Here is a 24156-nt window from a genome sequence, read left to right on the forward strand (position 1 = left end):
AAAAAAAACCATGTCACGTATCATCACCACTGCCGTCTATCATCTGGGCACTGTCATGCAACGCCATAGAACAGTGATTCAGACGATTCAGTGGTGTGTTGTTGCCATTTATCTGTTTCTCCTTATTGTGCCATCATTTCTGCCATTGCCGCCACGGCAAGAACATATCCTTGGCAATCTCGTTCTTTTTGCCCAGTTCGTATTTTGGGGAATATGGTGGCCATTCGTTATTCTCTCCATGCTGGTCATGGGGCGGTTATGGTGCGGCGTTTTCTGCCCTGAAGGGGCTTTGGCCGAATTTACCAGCCGCACTGTCGGGCGTAACAAAAGTATCCCGCGCTGGCTCAAATGGCGTGGCTGGCCGACAGTGGCCTTTATTCTGACAACGCTTTATGGCCAGTTAATCAGCGTTTATGATTATGCAGAAGCAGCATTTCTCATTCTGGGCGGCTCGACATTGGCAGCAATGGCCATCGGTTTCTTTTTCGGTAAAGGAACGCGCGTCTGGTGCCGTTATCTTTGCCCTGTTAATGGCGTTTTCAACCTGCTTTCCCGCCTTGCTCCTATTTCATTCAAGACAGATCAGGAAAAATGGGCGCATTATTGTGGTGCACGTCAAGAAAACCCCAATTGCCCGCCAATGATAAATATTCACCAGCTTCATGGTGTCAATGCCTGCCATATGTGCGCGCGCTGTGCCGGCTTCCGCGATGCAGTGGCTCTGAAACCACGCTCTGTCATGGAAGAAGTTGTCGTTTATGGTGCAGATAAAAATGCAAGCCCCTGGGAAACAAGATTATTGCTTTTCGGTATGATCGGTGTTGCCATCGGGGCGTTTACATGGACTGTCAGCCCGTGGTTCGTGACTTTCAAGCAGGCAATTGCCGAATGGCTTGTCGACCACAATATTTTCTGGCCGCTCGACCCGACAGCTCCCTGGTGGGTATTGACAAACCACCCCGCCAATAATGACAGTTTCAACTGGGTAGACGGCTTTTGTGTCGCAAGTTACATCTTAGGAAGTGGTCTGCTTTTTGGCACATTTTTGACCCTGATGTTATGGGCTATCGCCTCGCTCATGCGTTCGCAGACACTTTTTCACCATCTGGCTCAAGCATTTTTGCCACTGGCTGCTGCCGGTCTGTTTTTGGGGCTTACAGCAACAACTGTAAAACTTTTAATGTATGATGGCATCACCTTCTGGTGGTTGCCGTATGCACGTGCGTTCATTCTTGCTTTAACTGCGCTCTGGAGCCTTTATCTTGCGGCAAGGATTTTGCAAAGAACGCCGGCAAGCCTCATCCGCAAATATCTGGGCTTTTTCCTTTTTGCTGTTTCTTGTGTTCCTATCGTCTATGCATGGTGGCTTATGTTCTGGGGCTGGTAAAACAGTTTTTTCTAAATGTCGCGTGAGCGAATGTCGGCTTAAACGTTAAAGGCCATCATGCCGCCCTATTCTTGAGGCGGGAGACTGCCTCGACAGCTCGAGGAAGAGAAATGATGCAAACGAGCCAATGATCGGCAATATCTTGCAAACAATCAGGCAAATATCCCGTTCCATTTGGCACTTGTGCCATTTGGCTACCTGACCTCTTCATGCATTCCGGTTTTTACCGGTCGGCAGGAAGTAAAATCCGCTCATAGCGTCGGACCGGCGGTTGAACGGGAGCTTTTAAATTTGCAACCGATAACCCCGAAAATCGGTATGCCAAAAAAACAATCCTGCCAAAACCGATAACGCCCTAAAACATACCCACCAAGATTGCCGAAAAATATATGAACCGTTCAACGAGACGGGACAAAACGGCCATATTGGCTACCCCCCTGCGCCCGCTCAAAAATAATCCGGTATTTCCGGCATGAGAACAGCTTAAATTTGACCCTCGTTAAAAAATCGCCCGCCTGTTATCCCGTCCGTTATCCCGCCCATTATAATTCAGATGTGTTTTTTCTTCAAAGCTCATTAGATCAGCCGCAGTTCAACCAAAACCTGTCGCCGGAATTTTCCAAAAGCCTTATCGAGCCTTTATAAATCTTATGCCTTCAATGGAATCGAGAACGCATTGCCCACTGCCAAATCAATCAAGGTTTCACGTCCTAAATCAACCATGCACATTCTCGCTGCTTTTCATTAAAGCAGGTTCTCAATGCAGATTATAAAAGCAGGCGCCAAACGCAGACCATCAATAAAATCACCGATAAAGAAACCATATTCGCAAAGATTTGCGTTGCTTTTGCCTTTTACAAAAAGGTTTTCTTTTACAAAAAATTTTCTTCTACAAGGGGAGCGTCTTCAAAAAGGGCTTACCTTCCAGAAGAGTTTCGCCTTCAAAAAGGCTTTTGTGTTCTAAGAGAAACGTGTTCGCACAGATAAAGGTATTTTGGCCCGAAAATTATAAAAGATTTTTTTGCAAAACAACTGACTATTTTATTTCCGGCTTATCATTTTCCGACTTATTATTTGCAGATTTATCGCCTGCGTCCTCTGCGGCCACTGTCTTGCTTGCGGTCGTGTTTTCATCGTTTGTTGTTGAAGCGGAAGTTTGCCCGTTTGATGTTTCGTTCTCGTTCCTTTGCAAAGCCTGTTCCGAAGGCTCGAATTTGACTTCCACAATCACATCGAACAGATAGCTTTCGTCATTGCGACGGCTGATATAAACAAAAGTAGTATTTTTCAGATGCTGGAAAACAACCGCGGCAATGCGTTTGCGCACTGTTTCGTCAATACCGTCCATCACCTGATTGGCAACAATCCATTCGGGATTTGTAAGAAGCACGCGGGCAAAAGCAATTGAACGGCGTTCAACATCGTTCAATCGTTTTTCCCAATCGACATTTTCTTCATCAAGTGCCGAAAAATAATCACTCAAACCGGTGATTTCGAGCGCGTGTTCGATTTCATCGTCTGTCGGATTTTTATCCGTTGCCGGATAAAGAAGAACCGTGCGCAATGTGCCCGGTGGAATATAGGGCGCATCGGGAATATAGTTCGGCAAACCGGAATTGGGCAGACCTACCGTGCCCTGCCCCCATGGCCACAAACCGGCCAGAGCGTGATAAAGAATGGTTTTGTCAACGTCTTGCGGCGCATAGATCAGAGTATTCTGCCCGCGTTTGATAGCCAAATTCGACGGTGTCAAAGTCAATTTGCCGTTGGCTGTGCGGATCAACAGATTGTCGAAGGTCATAATATCGGAATCATTGGTTTTGACGACGATATGTTCGCCCTTCAGCCGATCGACATCATCCATCTGCACAACAGCTTGTCTGAAAGTTGCAACACGCAACATCGTTGCCCGCCAGTCGGCCAGCGCGCCATAATTGTCAACAAACCAGCGCAATGACTGGTGCGCCTGATTGAAGGCCTGAACAGCAGCCTGAAGACCGCCGAGGTCAATACCGCCGCCAAAATAGATCGGCGAGGCGATAATATAAGGAGCAACATTCGATACCCAGCCATAACCGGCGGTAATGCCTGTCAATTTGGTCGTTGCGACAACAATATGCCAAATGGCGTTCAAAACATTTTGCACACGCCCGTCGAGATAGCGCTTCTCGTCTTTCTCGGCCCCCATCAGCGTGATCGAATCAATTGAACGGTTGGTGTGCATTAAAGCGGCACGCAAATCTGCTTCACGCGCATAGCGGTTGGCGTTGATCGTTACCAGATTACGCGCAACAAACCAGGTGAGAAAGGAAGCCGCACCGACATAAAGAAGCACTGCCCAGATCATGTAACCGGGAAGCGGAAAACTATAGCCGGAAAAACTGAAAACAAAACCGGCCGTTGTTGCCCATAACGTCGGAATGAAGATGATTAATGTTACACTGGCCTGCAACAGATTGATGCCGAGATCAGCAGTTGATTCGGCAAGATGGCGGGCATCTTCATGGAGTTTCTGGTCGGGGTTTACGCCGACTTCCCCAGCCATTGTCAGGCGAAAGGCACGCTTGGGCTGCATCCATTGGCTGATAAGGTCGTCAGTCAATCCTTCACGCAATTTCATCTTCAAATATTGGTTCAAAAAAGTCTGGACAATATTGAAGATCAACAGCACCGAGGCAATGACAAAGAATACGCCGAGCTGGAAAACAAACTCATGCAAATCTTTACGGCTGATTGCATTCCAGAAATCTTTGGTCCACTCATTGATTTGCAATTGCCCGCGACCAATCAGAATAATCAGCACGAGTATTCCAAGAAATGTCGCAATCAACGTGTTGCGCGTGTGCGAATGCCAGAAAGCGATATAAAGAATTTTTGCCTGATGCGAAAAACGGGTATTTTTGACAATGCCTTCACGCAATGAACCGGGAGCGGCATCGACCGGATTATCGGGCATAACGTCGTCTTTATCGCTGCCATTTTTGGCCATTCAATCAATTCCCCTTACATGACAATCGCGACATTCTGACGACAGTTAAAAATATTGATTGCACCCTTATACACCAGATAGTGTCGGCAATCAAAATAGCAAAAGCAAGAATGCTTGCAATTTTAATATTAATAAAACTTGCTTTCCGGTTTTAGAGGGTCTAATGAAGCGCCAATCGATTTTTCGGTTGTGCGACTTTCTTAACCGTGCAGCAAGCACTATTTAACGAAACTCCCCTTTCTAAATTTCGATCTACCAAATGTATCAACACTGTATGTGTCGATGCAATCATTTCTTATTACAGGAGTTTCCTATGGCTACAGGAACAGTTAAGTGGTTCAACACAACAAAAGGCTTCGGCTTCATTCAACCTGATGATGGTGGTGCAGATGTTTTTGTACACATCTCGGCTGTTGAACGTTCAGGCATGAATGGTCTTACCGAAGGACAGAAAGTTTCTTACGAGGTTGTGCAGGATCGCCGTTCAGGAAAATCTGCTGCAGGCAATCTTTCAGCTCTTTAATGACAAGCGGCTTGAATGCTTTTAATTCGACAATAAAAGATTTATCGGCATTTCAACGCTACCATTCACGAGTTATTACAAAAAGCTCTACCGGTTTTTCGGCGGGGCTTTTTTAATGGTCTAATCATTTTTTCAATTTGATCTCGAAGCCCCCCATTCCCCCGCTTTTATATGTTTCCGTTTTTTCCTCGATCTTTCCCCCTATTTTTTCCCCCTCATTTTTTCCCCCTTATTTTTTCCCCCTTATTTTTCCCCCCTTATTTTTTCCCCCTTATTTTTTCCTTGTCGGCTCCGCGATGTTTCGTCCAATCTTTCCCGTTGTTTTGTCCCCATGTTTCCTAAGAAGTTTCCTGCGATATTTCTCTTGAACGTCGCCCGCGTTGTGTTCTTGAACGGAATAACAAACATGAGTTCTTGAAAGCCAAACGGAAGAATATCGTTTTGCTGTTTCAAGAAGAACGTCAACAAGCTGCTTGCACTTCTATTTAGATAAGCTATAAATTTTATTGACGGTTCCCCTTCAGGATGTCTTCAAAAGGGGAATAATAGGGAACACGGAAAAATTGACCGCACTCAAGGGATTTCAACCGTGGCTGCCCCCGCAACTGTAAACGGCAGCACCTTTTTTAGGGGATTCACCCGACCACTGCGAAAGCGGGAAGGTAAAAGGTGCAAAAAAATGCCGCGAGCCAGGAGACCTGCCGTCAATCATAGGCTTTCACAAGCCTGTCATTGAATATCCCTAACGCACGGTGGGTGCAAAGGAAAGGTAACCATGGCAATCCGGTCAGGCGCCAAGTTTGTCGCCTCTCATATGCTTATACGGATTTTTTTACCCCGTCCGGTTTATGAAGTGATAGCAATGTTGCAGCAGATTGTGTTGCAACAAATATTGTATTTTTTGCGCTTTTTGATCGTTTGCCAACAACACATCCGGAAACCGCTTTTTTCATTATTTTGCTCAAGAGAAGAAAAGATAAACCACGTTGGCAAAGCGTTTTTTATTGCTTTAAAAACAACCGCAATAAAAGGGCTTTCAGGTGTTTCAACACCGTTTATCAATGCCTTCCCGGTGGAGAATTTTTGTAAGGCTCTTCATTCGGATGATAAGCGGCAAATAGAGCCTTCGACGTTGAACGAATGGGCTTTTCCCTGCTTGAAAACTTTCCCGAACGCCCTCGTGAAATATTTGAAACCCGTGACAAGGCAAAACCTTCATAAAACGGCCTTGCCTTGGGCTTGAACGAGAAGAGCAAACTCATGAAAACCATCCATTTGAAGACGACAATTTTAACTGCGGTGATTTCCTTCTTTGCGGTTAATTTTTATAGCAATGCTTTGGCTGAAGAAACGCATTATCCGCTAACGGTAAAAAATTGCGGCCGCACACTGGTTTTTAACAAAGCACCGGAACGCGTTGTTTCGGTCGGACAAAATACGACAGAGATACTTTATGCTTTGGGATTATCCGACAAGGTTAAAGGGACTGCGCTCTGGTATTCGCCGGTTTTGCCGCAATTTACCGAAGTCAACAAAAACGTCAAAATGCTTTCCCATGATGTTCCAAGTTTCGAGAGCATCATTGCCGAAAAGCCCGATCTTGTTGCAAGCCATCAGGAATGGGTTATAGGGCCTGCGGGAAGTGCTGCAACCTATGACCAATTTAAAGATTTTGAAATTCCGGTTTATACCGCGCCTGCCGATTGCGTGGGAAAAGACAACCTTGCCGGTAGCGACGGTTTGCGCACAGCCCCCTTTACGATGGATCTCATCTATCAGGAAATTTCCGAACTTTCGGTGATCTTCAACGTTCAGGATAAAGGAGAACAACTTGTTAAAGAGCTCAAAGGGCGCGAACAGGCTGCAATCGACAAAGTCAAAAACCTGCCCAAGGGCAAACTCAGCGCGGTTTTCTGGTATTCGAGTGCCGATCTTGATATTGACCCCTATGTTGCCGGAGACCTTGGTGCACCCGGTTATATTATGAAAATTCTCGGCATTCAAAACGTTATCAAATCCGATTATGAATGGCCGACTGTGGGATGGGAAACCATCGTTAAAGCAAACCCGACCATTATTGTTCTTGCCGAAATGGATCGCCGCCGTTTTCCTGCCGATGATGTTGTTGTGAAACGTGATTTCTTGAAGAAAGACCCCGTTACAAAACTGCTACCGGCTGTCGAGAATAACCGTCTTGTCAACATGGACGTGCAATCCATGAATACAACCATGCGCACCATTGACGGTATCGAAAAACTGGCAAATGCCATTGTCGAACTTGGTCTTGAAAAAGAGTGACACATTTACCCCGCACGATTATCATCTGGCTTTTTTGCATCTGTCTTTTGCTATGCGCAATTGTGACAGGTGCAGCGATTGGCGAGATTGCCATTCCGTTTTCCACTTTTTTGAAAACCATTGCCAACCATCTGTTCGGTAGCGGTTACGAGGTGGATATATTCCACAGCCGGGTGATCTGGCTGTGGCGTCTGCCGCGTGCAGTCGTGGGCGCGTGTTGTGGTGCCGGTCTTGCCATGTGCGGGGTTATTTTACAGGCCTTGTTGAGAAATCCCCTTGCCGAACCCTATCTTCTCGGCATTTCGTCGGGTGCAGGAACAGGTGCGGCATTGGTTACCGCTTTCGGCATGAATTTGAGTATTCTGTCACTTTCAACGGGTGCATTGATCGGCGGTCTGTTATCGTTTTTCTTTGTTGTTTTTCTTGCCTATCATTCCGGACGCAATGCAACCGCCATTATTCTCGCCGGTATTGCCAGTGCCATGTTGTTCAATGCCTTGACAGCACTCATATTGATGATTTTTACGCCACTTGAAGGACGCTCGAATATTTTTGCCTGGATGATCGGAAATCTTTCCGGAGCGAGATGGAGTGATGCTTTACTGGCTTTCCCGTTAACACTTCTGGCATTTTTAATTTTCCTTGCATTTTCCCGCATTCTCGATGCTTTCGTCTTCGGCTCGCGTGCCGCCAAATCGCTTGGTATTTCTGTCAATTATGTGAGCATGTTGCTGATTACTCTTGTTGCTCTGGTTACTGCCGTTATGGTTTCCATTATGGGTACAATCAGCTTTGTCGGACTGGTTGTTCCCCATGCGGCACGGCTTATTGTCGGCGTGCGCCACCAGCTTCTGATACCCGCTTCGGCATTGATCGGCGCACTTTTCATGATTGCCGCCGATGTGATTTCGCGCATTATTGTGCCCGGCCTTGCTTTTCCGGTCGGTATTGTCACGGCATTGATCGGCGCTCCGCTTTTTGCCCTGTTGCTGTTGCGGCAGAAAGGAAATTGATATGCTTGTCGGCGAACATTTATCGCTTGAACGTGACCATCACACCATTCTTGATGATATAACGCTCACATTGAACGACCATGAAATTTTAGGCATTATCGGCCCCAATGGCGCGGGCAAAAGTTCGCTTTTATCTGTTTTTGCAGGCCTTGTTACACCGACAAAAGGCGATATAAGCCTTGATAATATTGCCTTGTCCAAATGGTCGCGGCGTAAACTTGCAAAAACAATTGCCTTTGTCGAACAACAGGCCGAACCGCATGAGCGCATCGACGTGCGCCACGCCATAGAAATTGGCCGCACACCCCACAAAAAATTGCTTTCACCGTGGTTTCCCGAAGATGAAGAGGCGTTGCAGGATGCACTCGAAAAAGTCAATATGAAAGGCTTCGAGAAGCGTCTTCTGAACAGTCTTTCGGGGGGTGAAAAGCAACGCATCCACATTGCCCGTGCATTGGCACAAAAACCGCGTATTCTCATTCTTGATGAACCGACAAATCATCTTGATATAGGATGTCAATTGGAGATACTCTCTCTCGTTCGCAGGCTTGATCTTTCGGTACTGATTGCCCTTCACGATCTTAATCATGCAGCCATGTTTTGCGATCGCATCGCTTTGCTCGATCATGGGCGTTTGATAAGTTCGGGGCTTCCCGAAGACGTGCTGACGAAACAAACAATATTGACCAACTTCCGTGCCAATGCCGAAATAGACAAGCTTGAAAATGGCAGGCTTCATATACGTTACCTGCTGCCACCTTCATTGAAAGGATAAAAAATGAAAACACTCGTCGCTCTTCTGGCTTTATTCGCCTTTACCGCTTCTGCAAATGCCGAAACTTACGAAGTCAAAATGCTCAATCGCGGAACAGCCGGTGCTATGGTGTTCGAGCCGGATTATCTAAAACTCAAACCCGGCGACTCGGTGAAATTCATTGCCACACAGAAAAGTCACAACGCTGCAACCATTGATGACATGATACCGGAAGGCGCAACCCCCTTCAAAGGCAAGATTGATGAAGAACTGCAAGTGACTTTCGATAAACCCGGCTTTTACGGCATTAAATGTATTCCCCATTATGCCATGGGAATGATTATGTTGATTAAAGTCGGTGACGATCAGGCTTTGCCGCAGTCCTACCGCGATCATAAGCAGCCGGGCATTGCAAAAAAGCGCTTTGATGACATTTTTTCCCGTGTCGAAAAAGGGGAATAGAAAACGTTGCGCAAATGCTGGAATATCGGGAGAATGGCGCGAATTTCTGAAGAATGATAAAATTTGCAAGAATTGACCCCGACAGACCGGCTAAACTCTAAACTATTGGTGGCTTCACCAATAGTTTCCTTCCCTCTACGATAAATTGATGAAGACAATTCTTGCACTTTTAAAGCGCTTGGGACATAGATTTATTATGCTGACTTATTGCACTTCAAGGCAAGAATCAGTGCATTGCTTATTCAATCTGAGGAGATAATAGAATGGCATTCATTGGCGATACGCTATCCCGTATCAAGCCCTCCGCGACTATTGCTGTTGCACAAAAGGCCCGTGACCTCAAGGCTACCGGCCGTGATGTAATTTCACTCGGTGCGGGAGAACCTGATTTCGACACACCCGATAACGTTAAAAATGCTGCTATCGAGGCAATCCGTCAGGGCAAAACAAAATATACTCCTGTTGCCGGTATACCGGAGCTTCGCCAAGCCATTGCAACAAAATTCAAGCGTGAAAACAATCTTGATTACAAGCCGCAGCAGATTATTGTCGGCACTGGTGGCAAGCAGGTTCTTTTCAATGCTTTCATGGCAACATTGAACAAGGGCGACGAAGTTATTATCCCAGCCCCCTATTGGGTAAGCTATCCGGAAATGGTTGCCGTCAATAATGGCACACCGGTTTTCGTCGATGCCAAAAAAGAATTCAATTACAAGCTTCAGCCGGAAGATCTCGAAGCAGCCATTACCGACAAAACAAAATGGTTTGTTTTCAATTCTCCGTGCAACCCGTCGGGCGCTGCCTACACCCATGACGAGTTGAAAAAACTGACCGATGTGCTTTTGAAATATCCGCATGTCCATATCATGAGCGATGATATGTACGAGCACCTCACTTATAACGATTTCAAGTTTGCCACTCCGGCAGCCGTAGAGCCGAAGCTTTACGAACGCACATTGACAGTAAACGGTGTTTCAAAAGCCTATGCAATGACGGGTTGGCGTATTGGTTATGCAGCCGGTCCGGTCGAGCTTATCAAGGCCATGGAAACCATCCAGAGCCAGCAGACATCGGGCACAAGCTCGATTTCGCAATGGGCTGCTGTTGAAGCTTTGAACGGCCCGCAGGATTTTATTGCCAAAAATAAAGCGATTTTTCAGGCAAGACGCGATCTCGTGGTTTCCATGCTCAATCAGGCAAACGGCCTTGAATGCCCGACACCGGAAGGCGCATTCTATGTTTATCCTTCCTGCGCAAAACTGATTGGCAAGAAAACACCGGAAGGCAAGGTCATCAAGACTGATGAAGACTTTGTCACCGCCCTTCTTGAAACAGAAGCTGTTGCAGTTGTTCACGGAGCCGCTTTCGGTCTGGGACCGGCTTTCCGCATTTCCTATGCAACTTCTGAAAAATTGCTGGAAGAAGCCTGCCGGCGCATTCAACGCTTCTGTGCAAGCTTGCGCTAAAACTTTGGCCATGAACGGCCTTTACAGATAACGAATTGAAAACCGCCTTTTCAGGCGGTTTTTTTGTAAAATACCAAACAGTTTGTTTTGCCGACGCAGCTCACAAAAAAACCAAACCTTCCCGATCTCCCGCTGCAAAGACAGTTCACTGCAAAACGTCGCTTGAAAAACTGCTGATGGTGTATTCGCCTTGAAAGCTTAGTGATCCTTGCTTTGTCGAATAAATCACTTTGAAGGATAAAAAGAATAATGCCGGTTCAGCCTCTATAAAGCTTGTGCCTGAAAGAGATTCCAAGCTTCCAAACAAGCCGCACATTACCTGCCCCGAACTGACTTGCCCGCTCATATGGTTGATCTTACCCGTGCATACATGATTGACGGGTGCTACGCACCATCATAAAGCTTGTGCCCGCAAGAGATTTCAAGCTTCCAAACAAGCCGCACATTACCCGCCCCGAACTGATTTGCCCGCTCATATGATTGATCTTACCCGTACATACATGATTGACGGGTGCTATGCACCATCTAAAGCTTGTGCCTGAAAGAGGTTTCAAGCTTCCAAACAAGCCGCACATTACCTGCGCCGAACTGATTTGCCCGCTCATATGGTTGATCTTACCCGTGCATACATAATTGACGGGTACTATGCACCATCTAAAGCTTGTGCCTGTAAGCAGTTTCAGCGTCTAAACAGAGCGTGGTAACAACCGCGAAGACCTATTTCCCCCGCACCTATGATTGATACCGCCAGCACATATATGATTGACGTAATCTATGCGCACATGTTGATCTCGTCTCTGCCGAGACGGTCTATATAATCAAATGTAACTCTCCTCGGCAGAAAGCGGGCTGAACGCTTCGCTCACTCCATTTCCTCTAAGATTTCTGATTATCTGCCAGAATAAAAATCACAAAAAAGAAAGACATATCCCCATAACCGGAGAATATGGTATTTGCTGTCGATATAAATTTTCTGCAACCATGATAACGGGTGCGCGCATAAACGCGTGAAACCGGCAATTGTGAAAAGAATTACCGCCGTTACAATTTGCGATAAGATCACCAGAAAAACCATAACTTCTTTAAAAAGCAGAAATACAAAAAAATCAAAAAAAAAGCCGGACAAATAGTCCGGCTGAAGTTTGAAGGTATCAGAGACTATAGTCAATCTGACAAAACCTCCAGAGGGGAACACTCAAGAAACGCAATGGGAGGAGACGTCCACTTGAGATGCCGGTAATATGCACTTTTTTTAGGCAGCCAGCAACCAGATTTTAAGCAGAACAGCTATGCACCAAACGCATAGCTTCATTGAAATATTTTTTGACCGAAAATTTATGTAGATGTTTTATTGTTATAAAACAAATATTTAGAAAAATCTTTTTGTCAGAATCCCGCCAGATCGCCGTAAAAACATCTATATCCCGTTTTGGCTTGATTGAAAATTTTTTTGCCCAGAGAGCGTGCATCCGCTGCTCAAAGAATTGGCACGTTTATTTAATGCCTATTATTTCGCCGCAAGTGAACACGATTTCATATGCATAAATTTGGCACTTGCGAACACTGTTGATAGGCTATCGCCTTCGGCGTTTATCATTTCAAACTGTCAGAAAACCGGCGGGTCAATAGAAAGGCACTTCAAAATCGGAATAAAAGACAAATAATGTGACAGCATAAGGCCGGTAGAGACAAGGTTCATCAGGGCGAACGTTATAAAAGGTTTTTAATGTTTGTTCCCGTGATTGAAATTTTCCGAATACCGCAATCAGAATGACCAATTGCGTGATTTTGCAAAAATATAATCACGAAAAGCATGAAGTTTGGCCGAATTTTTGAGCGCTTCGGGATAACAGAAAAACGTATCGAATGAAGGAATTTCTGTGAGATCGGGGAAAAGTCTTATCAAACCATCATTGGGAGCAATGATATAATCCGGTAAAACAGCAATACCAAGATTTTTCATGGCCGCTTTTTTAATGGAAATCACATTATTGATTTGTAAAGACGGGATACGTTGTGAACCGTCGTTACGACCGGCGGTTTCAAGCCAGTTCAATCCGGCAAGATAGCTTGGCGCCGATTCACCGAAAGACAAAATGCGATGATTATCAAGCTCTTCCAATTGGGTGGGTTTGCCATGATTGGCAAGATAATTGGCCGAAGCATAGACATGCATATGCACTGTAAAAAGCCGTCGCTGGATGAGGTCGGGCTGTTGGGGTTGGCGTAAACGCAACGCACAATCGGCGTGGCGCATTGTCAAATCCAGTTCCTCGTCATCGAGGAGAAGCTGGATCTGTATATCCGGATAAAGGTTGACAAATTCCGGTATACGCTGGACGAGCCAACCGGAGCCAAGACCGAATGTCGTTGTAACGCACAAATGGCCGGTCGGCTTTTCGCGACTTTCACTCAATTTGGAGCGGACATTTTCAAGTTTCATCAATACGTCATGGGCAGTGCGATATAAAATTTCGCCCTGCTCTGTCATGATAAGTCCGCGCGCATGGCGTTGGAAAAGCGGCACGCCGACATCCTGTTCGAGCGCAGAAACCTGCCGTGAAATTGCCGATTGCGATAAATGCAACGTCTGAGCGGCATGTGTAAACGAGCCAGCTTCAGCAGCGGCGTGGAAAATTCTCAATTTGTCCCAATCCAACGGCGCAGCCACCAGATTTTCTCCTCAATTATAAAAACACCGGCTTTTGAGCGGTGATACCCATCTTCTATATCGGGCGCAATTTCCAACTAAAAAGCGCCCGCCGAACTTATTTTTCGCCTGCCTTCAAATCTACCTGTTCATCCAGAAAACGCTCGACTTCCAGCGCAGCCATGCACCCCCGTCCGGCAGCGGTTACCGCCTGACGAAACACATCATCGGCAACGTCGCCGGCTGCAAAAACACCTTCAACACTGGTTGCTGTCGAATCCGGTGCTGTCCACAAATAACCACCGGGTTTCTGGCGCAATTGCCCTTCAAACAGCTCGACCGCCGGCGCGTGACCGATAGCGATAAACACACCTTGCGCTTCGACTTCACTCAATTTTCCGGTCAATGTATCTTTAAGCCGTACGCCGGTAACCGTTGCGCCCATTGGCGGCTTTGGCGGATTACCGACAATTTCATCGACCACATGATTCCAGATGACCCGCACATTATCACGTTTAAGCAAGCGTTCCTGCATAATTTTTTCCGCACGGAAAAAATCCCGCCGGTGCACCACAGTCACGGTTTTGGCAAGATTTGCCAGATATAGCGCTTCTTCAACCGCAGTATTGCCGCCGCCGACCACCACGACATCTTTGCCGCGATAGAAAAAACCGTCGCATGTGGCACAAGCCGAAACACCGCCACCCATAAAGGTTTTTTCGCTTTCCAATCCCAGCCAGCGGGCTTGTGCGCCAGTGGCGATGATGAGCGCATCACATGTATAAACAGTACCTGAATCACCGTGAAGTGTGAAAGGCCGTCTTGAAAGGTCGGCTTTGGTAATAATGTCGTAAACGAGTTCGGTTCCCATTTTTACCGCCTGTTGAGCCATTTTTTCAACAAGCTCCGGCCCCCCAATCGGGTCGACAAAACCGGGATAATTTTCAACCTCGTCGGTAATCGTCAATTGGCCACCCTGTTGCAGGCCGGTGACAATGACAGGTTTAAGCATGGCACGCGCCGCATAAATTGCAGCCGTATAACCGGCAGGTCCCGAACCGACGATCAAAACAGGAATATGGCGCGCTGACATGAAACTCCACTTTCATAAATCGATTAAGGAAAAAGCCTATAAAAGCATTTCCCCAAGGTTGATCCTGCCATTTGATTTATGGTTTAAAATCGGCTTTTGCAAGGCGGTGACAAAGATTGACCGGTTTAATCACAAGAGGTGACAATTTGTGAAACTTAGCGATTGTCAGCAGGGATAAAATTTATATAAAATAGCGGGTGATTGCATAACACACTTACTTAAGTTTCTTTTCAATCCAGAGGTTTGCCATTTTTCGATTTGTCAGCAATGTCTGCGCGCGTTTTGCGCTGATTCTGGGAATAACCATGTTACTCCCTGCCCTCGCAGATTTGCGGGCGGGAAATGGCGACTGGGTTGTTTTCATCCGATCGGCTGCAACAACCATTGCTTTTGCGACACTGATCCTGCTTGCAACAAACGGAGCCAATTGTCGTTTTTCGGCACGACTGGGATTTTTGCTCACAGTTTGCTTGTGGATCACCGGTTGCGTGCTCGGTGCTATGCCACTTTATTTTTCACATCTGCCATTGTCGCTCGCTGCTGCCATTTTTGAAGGTGTTTCCGGCATTACCACCACTGGTGCCACCGTACTTACAGGACTTGACCGGCTGCCACGCGGCATTCTTCTATGGCGTTCGCTTTTATGCTGGATTGGCGGCATCGGGTTTATCGCCTTGGCCTTGTTGCTTTTGCCATCCCTCAGAGTGGGTGGTATCCAGCTTTTCAATATGGAATCTTCCGACCGTGCAGAAAAAGTTCTGCCGCGTGTGAACCAGATTGCCAATGGCATTATCATTGCCTATCTGGGGCTTACGCTTTTATGTATGCTGTCCTATTTTGCCGTTGGGATGACAATGTTCGACGCTGTCAATCATGCCATGACGACAATTGCGACAGCCGGTTTTTCAACCCATGATGCTTCACTCGGCTATTTTTCCAAAACGCCTTCGGTGCTGGTTATTGCAACAATTTTTATGCTGCTCGCCTCGCTCCCCTTTATTCTTTATGTCAAGCTTGTTTTGCCTGAACGTTCGCGGCGTTTGGCCGACCCGCAGGTTGTTGTTTTTCTGTCCATCGTTCTTGTCGCCAGTTTTGCGCTTGCCATCTGGCTGCGTTTCCATTTCGGATTTTCGTTCCACCGTGCATTCCTTGACGCGATTTTCCATTTCGTCTCGGTGATTACAACCACCGGCTATGCCGCTGAAGATTATCTGTTGTGGGGGCCTTTCGCGATCGGCCTTTTCTTTATTGCTTCATTTATAGGCGGCTGTGCGGGGTCAACATCGGGCGGCATTAAAATTAACCGTCTCATCATTCTCTGGCGTTTCACACGCGTCGCCATGATGCGGCTTCTCTCCCCCAATACGGTTGTGAAAGTGCGTTATGGCGGAACCGATATTTCCGGTGATCTTGCCCAGACAGTTTTGCTGTTCATGAGTCTTTATATGGCATCACTTGTGATCGGAGCGGTGTTGCTCTCCTTTACCGGACTCGATTTTGTTTCGGCTTTTACCGGCGCACTAACCGCCCTTTCCAATGTCGGCCCCGGTTTTGGTGACAGAATTGGCCCTGACGGAAATTTTTCCACAGTGGGCGACGCCGCTTTATGGATATTGAGCGGCCTTATGTTTGCAGGACGTCTTGAAATTGTTACTGTTATCATTCTTTTTACACCGGCGTTCTGGAGAAAATGATTTTACCACGTGACGTTTTTCCTAACCGGTGATAGACAGACACTCAATTGAACAATAGTGAAGTAAAGCCTTATGCAGATTAAAGCCGATCTCGATTCAATCGATTGGAAAATACTCAAAGAGCTTCAGAGCAATGGCCGCATGACGAATGTCGAACTTGCTTCAAAAGTCGGTATTTCGGCACCTCCATGTTTGCGTCGGGTGAGACGCCTCGAACAGGATGGCATTATCAAAGGTTATCAGGCTATCCTGAATGGAGCTATGATCGGGCAGGATCTCGTGGCTTTTTGTTTTGTCGGTTTACATCGCCAGTCCGATGCGGATTTACGTGGTTTTGCGGCAATGGTCTATAAGTGGCCACTGGTTAGAAAAGCATGGATGGTGTCGGGAGAATCGGATTTTCTGCTTCACTGTGTGGCTCCCGATCTCAAAAGCTTCCAGACATTTGTTATCGAACAACTGACAGCCGCCTCCAATGTCGGCTCTGTGCGCACTGCACTTACCATTCGCGTCATCAAAGACGAACCACCGCTTATTCTTTAACCGCCCTCCGCGACCACGCAAAAAATTTCTCTTTCCTTTCTGAAACGGGCCGGATTTTTCAGCAAGTCCGCCACAGCATGTCCCACATCAAAGGAAAAGAAAGAAGAAACATAAAGCACACAGTCGGCTAAAGTGACGGCGAAGAGAATAACCGACATGATGTTGAAAGGGGTGCAAAATAACTCTCTTCACCGGTTCGCCTGGAAAGTCAAAACACCTTTATAGCGTTCAAGCTGCTTTTTATTGGCCCCGACTTTATCACAGTGCGTTATTTATTTTTATGTTTTTCCCGATTTCTATGTCACACTATTTTAAATCCGGTCAAATCTATCAAAAAATTATATACCGGCCTTGTACATATAGAATACAATATAAAGAACAGTATTTCAAAAAATAATGATTAACAATGCATATGCGTAACAGTATGCTAATTTTATAATGGAAACATAAAATTGTTTATGTAGGCGTTTTTTGCACGTAAATTTGATACATTGTTATATAATTCTTTATTTATATTATCCGGATTCCGGTTGAATCATGTGAATCATTTTATCATCATTTCATCAAGAGATTTTTTTCGATATAGTGCAATCAAGAACGCTTTTTATCATCCTCGTCATTTGCGAGTATTATATATTGCTTCTTTTAATCGACATTCTGGTTTATTCCATTGTTGGAAACAATATCGGTAAATTGATTTTAGGATTGAGAATTATAAATGCCGATACCGGATCAAAATTGGGTTTATCCGGATATTCTCTTCGGACAATCCGTCAAATGTTTTCCGGCTTCGGATTGGGTATCACCGTCATATGTTTCTTTATGTTTCTTATTCAATTTATAACAGTGTGGATGAAAAACCGTGCAAGTTATGATGCAAAAACTGCAAGAGATATGCGGGCTTTCCCTGGAAACGAGGATATATCGAACAGGATTGCAAACCGCCCCATAGGCATTTATACGACGATATTTTTTATAATGGCCTATGTCTTCCTTTTTGTATTCTTTTCATTTCAATATGCATTTTCAAACAGCATGATTTATCGACCGATATGAGTTCCTAATATTATTATTGCACTGTGTTTTTCCCCGATATGATTTCAGCCTCCGCCCCCACGACAAGAGCGCTAACAATCGGGATTATCGGATAGAACCGGAAAGCGGATAACTGTTGAAACTGTCCATATCACCGCCCATTGTGCCAATAGTGACGCGCATGAAAACCGTTTCAATCGAATTTGTCCGCAATAGGCTTTAAAAAATATTATTGAATAAAGCCAAACGAAATGGCCTATCCGTTCTGCCGGATGTACTTCCCTTCAAATGTCATATCTTTCACTTGCAAACCGTTGCCGTCTGGCAGTCGGATTTGTCGGCGTCAGCCTTAAAATTTCAAGAGTGAATTGGCGCAATAAACAATCTGGTCAGGCTATTTCACCTAACTGTTCTGTCGGGTGTCCTAAAACTCACGGAACAAAATTCCCTGCCTCTTACAGCAGAGAAAACCCTCGATAGTCATAACAACCACAGAAATAGTGCATTATTTTTTTGTAAAAAGTTCCTGATAAACTTCGTCTATCGAGCTTGCTTCTTTATCAAGGGGAAAATCTTTTTGCACATGCTCTAAAGCTTTTTCACCCATGGCGATAGTCTTTTCCGGGTCTTCCAGATAGGGCTTTATCGCTTCTGTCAAAGCTTTTCCATCACCGGCCGGAACGACTGTTCCCGTGCCTTCTGTGACAAGTTCCTGATATGCCCCCGCGTCGCTTGCCACAACAGCGGTTTTGGAAGCCATAGCTTCAAGCGGTGTCAGCCCGAACCCTTCGTTTCTCGATGGTGCAACGTAAAGCGTTACGCGCCGGTACCAGACGCGTATATCATCAACCTCGCCCAGTATAAGAATGCGCTTTTGAAGACCGGCAGCGGCAATTTTACGTTCCAGTTCTTTTTCAAAATCTTTGTGTTCGGCAGTGGTGCGTCCGGTAATAATGGCTGTCCAGTCAGGATACTGGGGCAACAATTCAATCATCGCATCGACAAAAAGATCGGTTCCCTTCTGGTGGCGCACGCGCCCGAAACAACCGACCGCATATTTGCCGGGAAGTTTTGTCGATTGGAATGTATCTTCAAATGTTGCAGGCGGGGTAAACCGGTCAAGGTCTATGCCATGCATGATAACCCGATAGGGCACTTCAAGAAACGAGCCGGAACGGGCACTTGTGGCGATAACCTTGTCCATCTTCCGGATAAGCCAATTGGTAAAAGGCTTATGTTGGCGTTGCGCAGCAGACGTAAATATAAGCTTCAGCTTCATGCGAAAAAGATCGCGTAACAAAATGCCTGCCACCATTTCGACATTGCGCCGCGCATGCCAGATGCGAAACGGTTTGCCCTCAGGCCGTTTCCACAGTTTCAATAAACTTGAATAGCCAAGAGATGGCAAACTATCGGGCAAGCCGGGTCCGATAGTGGAAATGCGTATGCCTTTTTTGCGCTGCAAGGGGATGAGTTGCACAATTGTCGATGTCACACCCGACAAACGCTTTTTGAAATTGGGCGCAATAACGTCCGTTTCGTCAATCGACACACGCATTGAATTACCAATCAGATAAACTGGATGGACAAAATCTCGTAAGAACGCGAACCACCCGGTGCATTCACTTCGATAGAATCGCCCTTTTCCTTGCCAATCAGGGCGCGAGCAATCGGTGAAGAAATGGAAATCTTGCCCAATTTCACTTCGGCTTCCTGCTCGCCGACGATCTGGTAGGTTTTTTCTTCTTCAGTGTCTTCGTCAATCAGTTTGACTGTTGCACCGAACTTGACTTTATCTCCGGTGAGTTTTGAAACGTCGATCACTTCTGCACAGGTAACATAGTCTTCAAGTTCCGCAATACGTCCTTCATTATGGCTCTGTGCTTCTTTTGCAGCATGGTATTCGGCGTTTTCCGAAAGGTCGCCATGACCCCTCGCTTCGGCGATTGCTTCAATGATACGGGGGCGTTCTTCGTGCTGACGCCATTGAAGCTCTTTTTTCAACTTTTCATAGCTTCCGGTCGTCATCGGATATTTTTCCATTATCGTATCCTTTCCTTCCCGCGATTTTTGCGTCGAAAACAAAAAGAAACGGCCTCCGGAACTCCTTCCGGAACCCGTCTCTAAACTTTTAGCTTCCCATTATATAGCATAGGAAAAAGATTTTTCATCCTAAATTTTGTTTCCAAAAACGCCCGACGTTCACAAAATTCAGGCTAAAGATTGCTAAAAGCCGCCAAAACGACATTGACTTTTCTTAACAAAACTTAATTTTCCGATTTATTGTCGAACACTATCTCTTTGCTACAATTTGGCTTAAATTACACTATAATGTTCGACAAGAATAATGCCATGATCCATTCACCTTCTCGGACTTGAGGGCAAAATGAAAAAAATACTCGGTTCCTTGTTGTTTGGTACATTTTTGTTAACGACACAGGCAGCACAAGCAGCAGAGGCGCTCGTAACAGCACCTTTGAATTTCAGAGACGGGCCAAGTACTGCCTATGCCATTCGCGGCACAATAGCTCCGGGTGAAATAGTCGGCGTGCGCGGATGTTCGGGCAATTGGTGTGAAATCAATTATGGCCCGCGCATCGGTTGGGCTTCCGCGTCATATCTGGCCTTCCGCAATGGCGAAGCAGTTTATAACAGCTATAATCGCCCCTCTTCATCGACATTCAATGTCATTATCGGTGGCGGATATTACGATGACGACTGGTATTACCGCCGTTATCGCCGGCCGCATTGGCACGGGGATCATCGTCCACCTCCACCACCGCCACCACATTGGGGCTTTGACCGGCCGCACCGTCCGCCTCCGGGCATGCGCCCGCCACCATTCAGACCCGGCCCCGGTATGCCTCCGCCCCCACATGGCGGGCCGGGTGGCCCATTTCCCGGTGGTGGCCCCGGTGGAGGGCCTGGTATGCCTCCGCCGCCACATGGCGGGCCGGGTGGCCCGTTTCCCGGTGGTGGCCCCGGTGGAGGACCTGGTATGCCTCCGCCACCGCATGGCGGGCCGGGTGGCCCGTTTCCCGGTGGTGGCCCCGGTGGAGGGCCGCGTTAATTCGCACTTGAATTCAATTCCGGCCGATTATTTTATGATCGGCCGGTTTGATATTTGCATGATTGTTTATTCCGGCTTTCTTGCCAAACACCAACGCTCTATTCGAGCCGGATGTTCACCCGAAACATTGTTGCAGGAAAGGTCTTGCCAAAAGCAGGCCGGTTTTGCTTTCCGATAAATTATTGTTAGTTCCGGCTAATGTTTTTGCCAACATCGCTGGATAAAAAATCCATCATGTTTTTGCCGCTTCTTTTGATAACCACAAACGAGGTGAGAAAAATTTTTGTCATTGCAGTCTATAACCTTGGAGGAGCCTTGCAACGATACACAATGATACGGGAAACATTCCGGTTTGAAAGCTGCCGGACTTGCGATCAACCATGTTGACCCACGACCTGATTGAATAAAGATAGATTGGAAGGCACTCTGCCCTTCCGGATTCTTTGAGATGTTAGAAAAAGGCTATGTTTTTCAGGAAAACCACGCTTTTCAAGAAGATTAACGCGATTTGAAACATCAATTTTCGGGATTCGGGACTTCGGGACTTCAAATGATTTTTTCTGATCTCTTCAGCTTTGGCCGATTTCGGGTTTGTCACTTTCTTCGGCATTCGCCAATTTCGGGTTTGACAAGGGAAAAGAAAGAAAATTCCTTATGGATTGTGTAAACAAAATATGGCTTTTATCTTTTATTTTCGGGCAGGAATACCATATTGTTCTATCATGACGTCATTAGCTAAAAAACATCAATCCGCCGGCGCAAAAAAGTCCCGTCCGGAAAGAGAAGACAAAGCGGTTCTGAATGCGCCCACTGGTTCGATTGCCGATTGGGCAGCCGATATTGATAAAGCAGCCGAAAAGCCGGTCAAAAAACCGGTAAAGGCGAAAAAAGCCGCTGCAAAGTCGACACGTACATCGCGCGGCACTTCGATTGGCGGGAAAGCAACTGCCAAACAGCGCGCGGCCGCCGGTCTTAATCCTGTGGCGGGACTCGATGTCGGGCTTGAAGATGCTTCAAAAATTTCCACCGGTGGCGCAACGGCGACCGTCGAGGCATTATCGAACCTGATTGCTTCGGGAAATCCGCTATTTAAAAATGGCAAATTGTGGACGCCGCATCGTCCTGTCCGTCCGGAAAAATCGGAAGGCGGAATACCATTCAAGATGGAAACGCCGTTCCTTCCCTCCGGTGACCAGCCGACCGCAATAAAAGACCTTGTCGAAGGTATCAAAAATGGTGACAGAACGCAGGTTTTACTTGGCGTGACCGGTTCGGGTAAAACTTATACAATGGCGAAAGTCATCGAGGAAACCCAACGTCCTGCCCTTATTCTTGCCCCCAACAAAACTCTGGCGGCACAGCTTTACGGCGAGTTCAAGAATTTCTTTCCGCACAATGCGGTGGAATATTTCGTTTCCTATTATGATTATTATCAGCCGGAAGCCTATGTGCCGCGCTCCGACACCTATATCGAAAAGGAATCGTCGATCAATGAACAGATCGACCGGATGCGCCATGCGGCAACCCGTGCTGTTCTTGAACGGGATGATGTTATTATCGTCGCTTCAGTTTCCTGTATCTACGGTATCGGTTCGGTCGAAACCTATACGGCAATGACCTTCCAGATGCAGGTGGGCGACCATCTCGACCAGCGCCAGCTTCTTGCCGATCTTGTTGCCCAGCAATATCGTAGGCAGGACATCAATTTTGTGCGCGGCTCGTTTCGTGTGAGAGGCGACACAATCGAAATATTCCCTGCCCACCTCGAAGATCGAGCATGGAGGATTTCCCTGTTCGGCGACGAGATTGACTCGATTACCGAATTCGACCCGTTGACAGGACAAAAAACCGGTGATCTGAAATCGGTTAAAATTTACGCCAATTCACACTATGTGACACCGCGCCCGACACTTAATCAGGCGATCAAATCCATAAAGATCGAGCTTCGTGACCGTCTGGCGGAATTGAACAAAGCGGGGCGGCTTCTTGAAGCCCAAAGGCTTGAACAGCGCACCACATTCGATCTTGAAATGCTGGAAGCAACGGGAAGCTGTGCCGGCATTGAAAATTATTCGCGTTATCTCACAGGTCGCCAACCGGGTGAACCGCCGCCGACCATGTTTGAATATATTCCTGATAATGCCATAATTTTTACCGATGAAAGCCATGTCACCATTCCGCAGATCGGCGGAATGTATCGTGGTGACTTCCGCCGCAAGGCAACATTGGCAGAATATGGTTTCAGGCTTCCTTCCTGCATGGATAACCGCCCGTTACGTTTCGAGGAATGGGATGCCATGCGCCCGCAAACCATTGCGGTATCGGCAACGCCGGGTGCTTGGGAAATGGAACAGGCAGGCGGTGTTTTTGCCGAACAGGTCATTCGCCCGACAGGCTTGATAGACCCGCCGGTCGAAGTGCGCCCTGCCCGCAATCAGGTGGACGATGTGCTTGGTGAAATCCGCAAAACCACCGAACAGGGTTACCGCAGTCTGGTGACAGTTCTCACCAAACGCATGGCGGAAGATTTGACCGAATATCTCCATGAACAGGGTATCCGTGTTCGCTATATGCATTCGGACATTGATACATTGGAAAGAATCGAGATTATCCGCGATTTGCGTCTGGGCGCGTTCGATGTGCTTGTCGGCATCAACCTGTTGCGTGAAGGGCTTGATATTCCCGAATGCGGTTTTGTTGCCATTCTTGACGCCGACAAGGAAGGATTTTTGCGTTCGGAAACATCGCTTATCCAGACAATCGGCCGTGCTGCTAGAAATGTCGATGGCCGTGTTATTCTTTATGCCGATAACAAAACCGGTTCGATGGAAAGAGCACTGGCAGAAACCGAACGCCGTCGCGAAAAACAGCAGGCTTATAATATCGAGCATCACATCACACCATCAAGTGTGAAGAAGAATATCGCCGATATTCTCGACTCGGTTTACGAGCGCGACCATGTTCGTGCCGATATTTCCGAATTTGCCGAAGCTGGCAATATGGTCGGCAACAATCTTGCTGCCCATATCGAACATCTGGAAAAATTGATGCGCGACGCGGCCGCCGATCTCGATTTCGAGGAAGCGGCAAAATTGCGCGACGAGATCAAGCGCTTGCAGCAGACAGAGCTTGCCATTTCCGATGATCCGCTCACACGGAATGTCGAGAAGACCATTGAA

The 24156-nt window shown here is 46.8% G+C and carries 18 protein-coding genes, 1 pseudogene and 1 riboswitch; of the genes and pseudogenes, 12 read left to right on the forward strand and 7 right to left on the reverse strand.

Annotated elements, in window-relative coordinates:
* Positions 1-10: 10 nt before the first annotated feature.
* Complete coding sequence (locus GQS64_RS09260; RefSeq protein WP_198231381.1) at positions 11-1387, forward strand: 4Fe-4S binding protein; 1377 nt, start codon at positions 11-13, stop codon at positions 1385-1387.
* A 55-nt stretch (positions 1388-1442) separates the two neighbouring features.
* Here the strand turns inward: GQS64_RS09260 and GQS64_RS09265 are convergent, their stop codons facing one another.
* Together GQS64_RS09265 and GQS64_RS09270 are read right to left on the reverse strand one after the other, a co-directional pair.
* A complete protein-coding gene (locus GQS64_RS09265) occupies positions 1443-1577 on the reverse strand; it encodes a hypothetical protein (RefSeq protein ID WP_256435148.1) in 135 nt (44 codons plus the stop codon).
* 846 nt (positions 1578-2423) lie between these two features.
* Entirely contained in the window at positions 2424-4376 is a 1953-nt protein-coding gene (locus GQS64_RS09270; protein WP_198231382.1) for an ABC transporter ATP-binding protein/permease, read from the reverse strand.
* Positions 4377-4689: 313 nt separating this feature from the next.
* On the opposite strand from GQS64_RS09270, the gene GQS64_RS09275 reads away from it, so the two are divergent.
* Positions 4690-4899, forward strand: a complete 210-nt coding sequence (locus tag GQS64_RS09275; RefSeq protein WP_077992924.1) for a cold-shock protein — start codon at positions 4690-4692, stop codon at positions 4897-4899.
* A 493-nt stretch (positions 4900-5392) separates the two neighbouring features.
* Positions 5393-5620, forward strand: a riboswitch (cobalamin riboswitch).
* Between the two features lie 337 nt (positions 5621-5957).
* Here the strand turns inward: GQS64_RS09275 and GQS64_RS09280 are convergent.
* A complete protein-coding gene (locus GQS64_RS09280) occupies positions 5958-6161 on the reverse strand; it encodes a hypothetical protein (protein WP_198231383.1) in 204 nt (67 codons plus the stop codon).
* Between GQS64_RS09280 and GQS64_RS09285 the strand changes: the two genes are divergently transcribed.
* The 5 genes from GQS64_RS09285 (at position 6160) to GQS64_RS09305 (ending at position 10892) form a co-directional block, all read left to right on the forward strand.
* Positions 6160-7197, forward strand: a complete 1038-nt coding sequence (locus GQS64_RS09285) for an ABC transporter substrate-binding protein (protein ID WP_077992928.1) — start codon at positions 6160-6162, stop codon at positions 7195-7197. The genes GQS64_RS09280 and GQS64_RS09285 overlap by 2 nt on opposite strands.
* Positions 7194-8210, forward strand: a complete 1017-nt coding sequence (locus tag GQS64_RS09290; protein WP_077992929.1) for a FecCD family ABC transporter permease — start codon at positions 7194-7196, stop codon at positions 8208-8210. The genes GQS64_RS09285 and GQS64_RS09290 overlap by 4 nt, the downstream gene beginning before the upstream one ends.
* A 1-nt stretch (position 8211) precedes the next feature.
* Positions 8212-8985 (forward strand): ABC transporter ATP-binding protein, encoded by a 774-nt coding sequence (locus GQS64_RS09295; RefSeq protein ID WP_198231384.1) that lies wholly within the window; start codon positions 8212-8214, stop codon positions 8983-8985.
* Positions 8986-8988: 3 nt separating this feature from the next.
* Positions 8989-9426, forward strand: a complete 438-nt coding sequence (locus GQS64_RS09300; RefSeq protein ID WP_246798540.1) for a pseudoazurin — start codon at positions 8989-8991, stop codon at positions 9424-9426.
* Between the two features lie 263 nt (positions 9427-9689).
* Positions 9690-10892 carry a pyridoxal phosphate-dependent aminotransferase gene (locus GQS64_RS09305; RefSeq protein WP_198231385.1) on the forward strand — a complete coding sequence of 401 codons (1203 nt, stop codon included), beginning with the start codon at positions 9690-9692 and terminating at the stop codon, positions 10890-10892.
* Between the two features lie 1765 nt (positions 10893-12657).
* On the opposite strand, the gene GQS64_RS09310 is transcribed toward GQS64_RS09305, so the two are convergent.
* Together GQS64_RS09310 and trxB are read right to left on the reverse strand one after the other, a co-directional pair.
* The gene (locus GQS64_RS09310; RefSeq protein WP_077992939.1) at positions 12658-13563 is read right to left on the reverse strand and encodes a LysR family transcriptional regulator; all 906 of its coding nucleotides are present in this window, start codon (positions 13561-13563) and stop codon (positions 12658-12660) included.
* A 97-nt stretch (positions 13564-13660) separates the two neighbouring features.
* Entirely contained in the window at positions 13661-14635 is a 975-nt protein-coding gene (trxB, locus tag GQS64_RS09315) for a thioredoxin-disulfide reductase (protein ID WP_198231386.1), read from the reverse strand.
* Between the two features lie 305 nt (positions 14636-14940).
* Here trxB and GQS64_RS09320 point away from each other — a divergent pair, with 305 nt between their 5' ends.
* The 3 genes from GQS64_RS09320 to GQS64_RS09330 all read left to right on the forward strand — a co-directional run bounded on the left by GQS64_RS09320 (position 14941) and on the right by GQS64_RS09330 (position 17928).
* Complete coding sequence (locus tag GQS64_RS09320; protein WP_077992949.1) at positions 14941-16329, forward strand: TrkH family potassium uptake protein; 1389 nt, start codon at positions 14941-14943, stop codon at positions 16327-16329.
* Positions 16330-16401: 72 nt separating this feature from the next.
* Positions 16402-16872, forward strand: a complete 471-nt coding sequence (locus GQS64_RS09325; RefSeq protein WP_075868870.1) for an Lrp/AsnC family transcriptional regulator — start codon at positions 16402-16404, stop codon at positions 16870-16872.
* Between the two features lie 570 nt (positions 16873-17442).
* Entirely contained in the window at positions 17443-17928 is a 486-nt protein-coding gene (locus GQS64_RS09330) for an RDD family protein (protein WP_418656718.1), read from the forward strand.
* 484 nt (positions 17929-18412) lie between these two features.
* Here the strand turns inward: GQS64_RS09330 and GQS64_RS09335 are convergent, their stop codons facing one another.
* Together GQS64_RS09335 and greA are read right to left on the reverse strand one after the other, a co-directional pair.
* A complete protein-coding gene (locus tag GQS64_RS09335; RefSeq protein ID WP_210328014.1) occupies positions 18413-19465 on the reverse strand; it encodes a glycosyltransferase family 4 protein in 1053 nt (350 codons plus the stop codon).
* 11 nt (positions 19466-19476) lie between these two features.
* Positions 19477-19950: a transcription elongation factor GreA gene (gene greA, locus GQS64_RS09340; protein ID WP_077992958.1), complete on the reverse strand. Its 474-nt coding sequence runs from the start codon at positions 19948-19950 to the stop codon at positions 19477-19479.
* A gap of 343 nt (positions 19951-20293) precedes the next feature.
* Here greA and GQS64_RS09345 point away from each other — a divergent pair, with 343 nt between their 5' ends.
* Both GQS64_RS09345 and uvrB read left to right on the forward strand, forming a co-directional pair.
* Complete coding sequence (locus tag GQS64_RS09345; protein WP_188318015.1) at positions 20294-20977, forward strand: SH3 domain-containing protein; 684 nt, start codon at positions 20294-20296, stop codon at positions 20975-20977.
* A gap of 797 nt (positions 20978-21774) precedes the next feature.
* Positions 21775-24144 (forward strand): annotated as a pseudogene (gene uvrB, locus GQS64_RS09350) (excinuclease ABC subunit UvrB); the annotation flags it as partial.
* Positions 24145-24156 lie beyond the last annotated feature (12 nt).

It is taken from the genome of Bartonella sp. P0282, assembly GCF_048452985.1.
Taxonomy (GTDB): Bacteria; Pseudomonadota; Alphaproteobacteria; order Rhizobiales; family Rhizobiaceae; genus Bartonella; species Bartonella choladocola.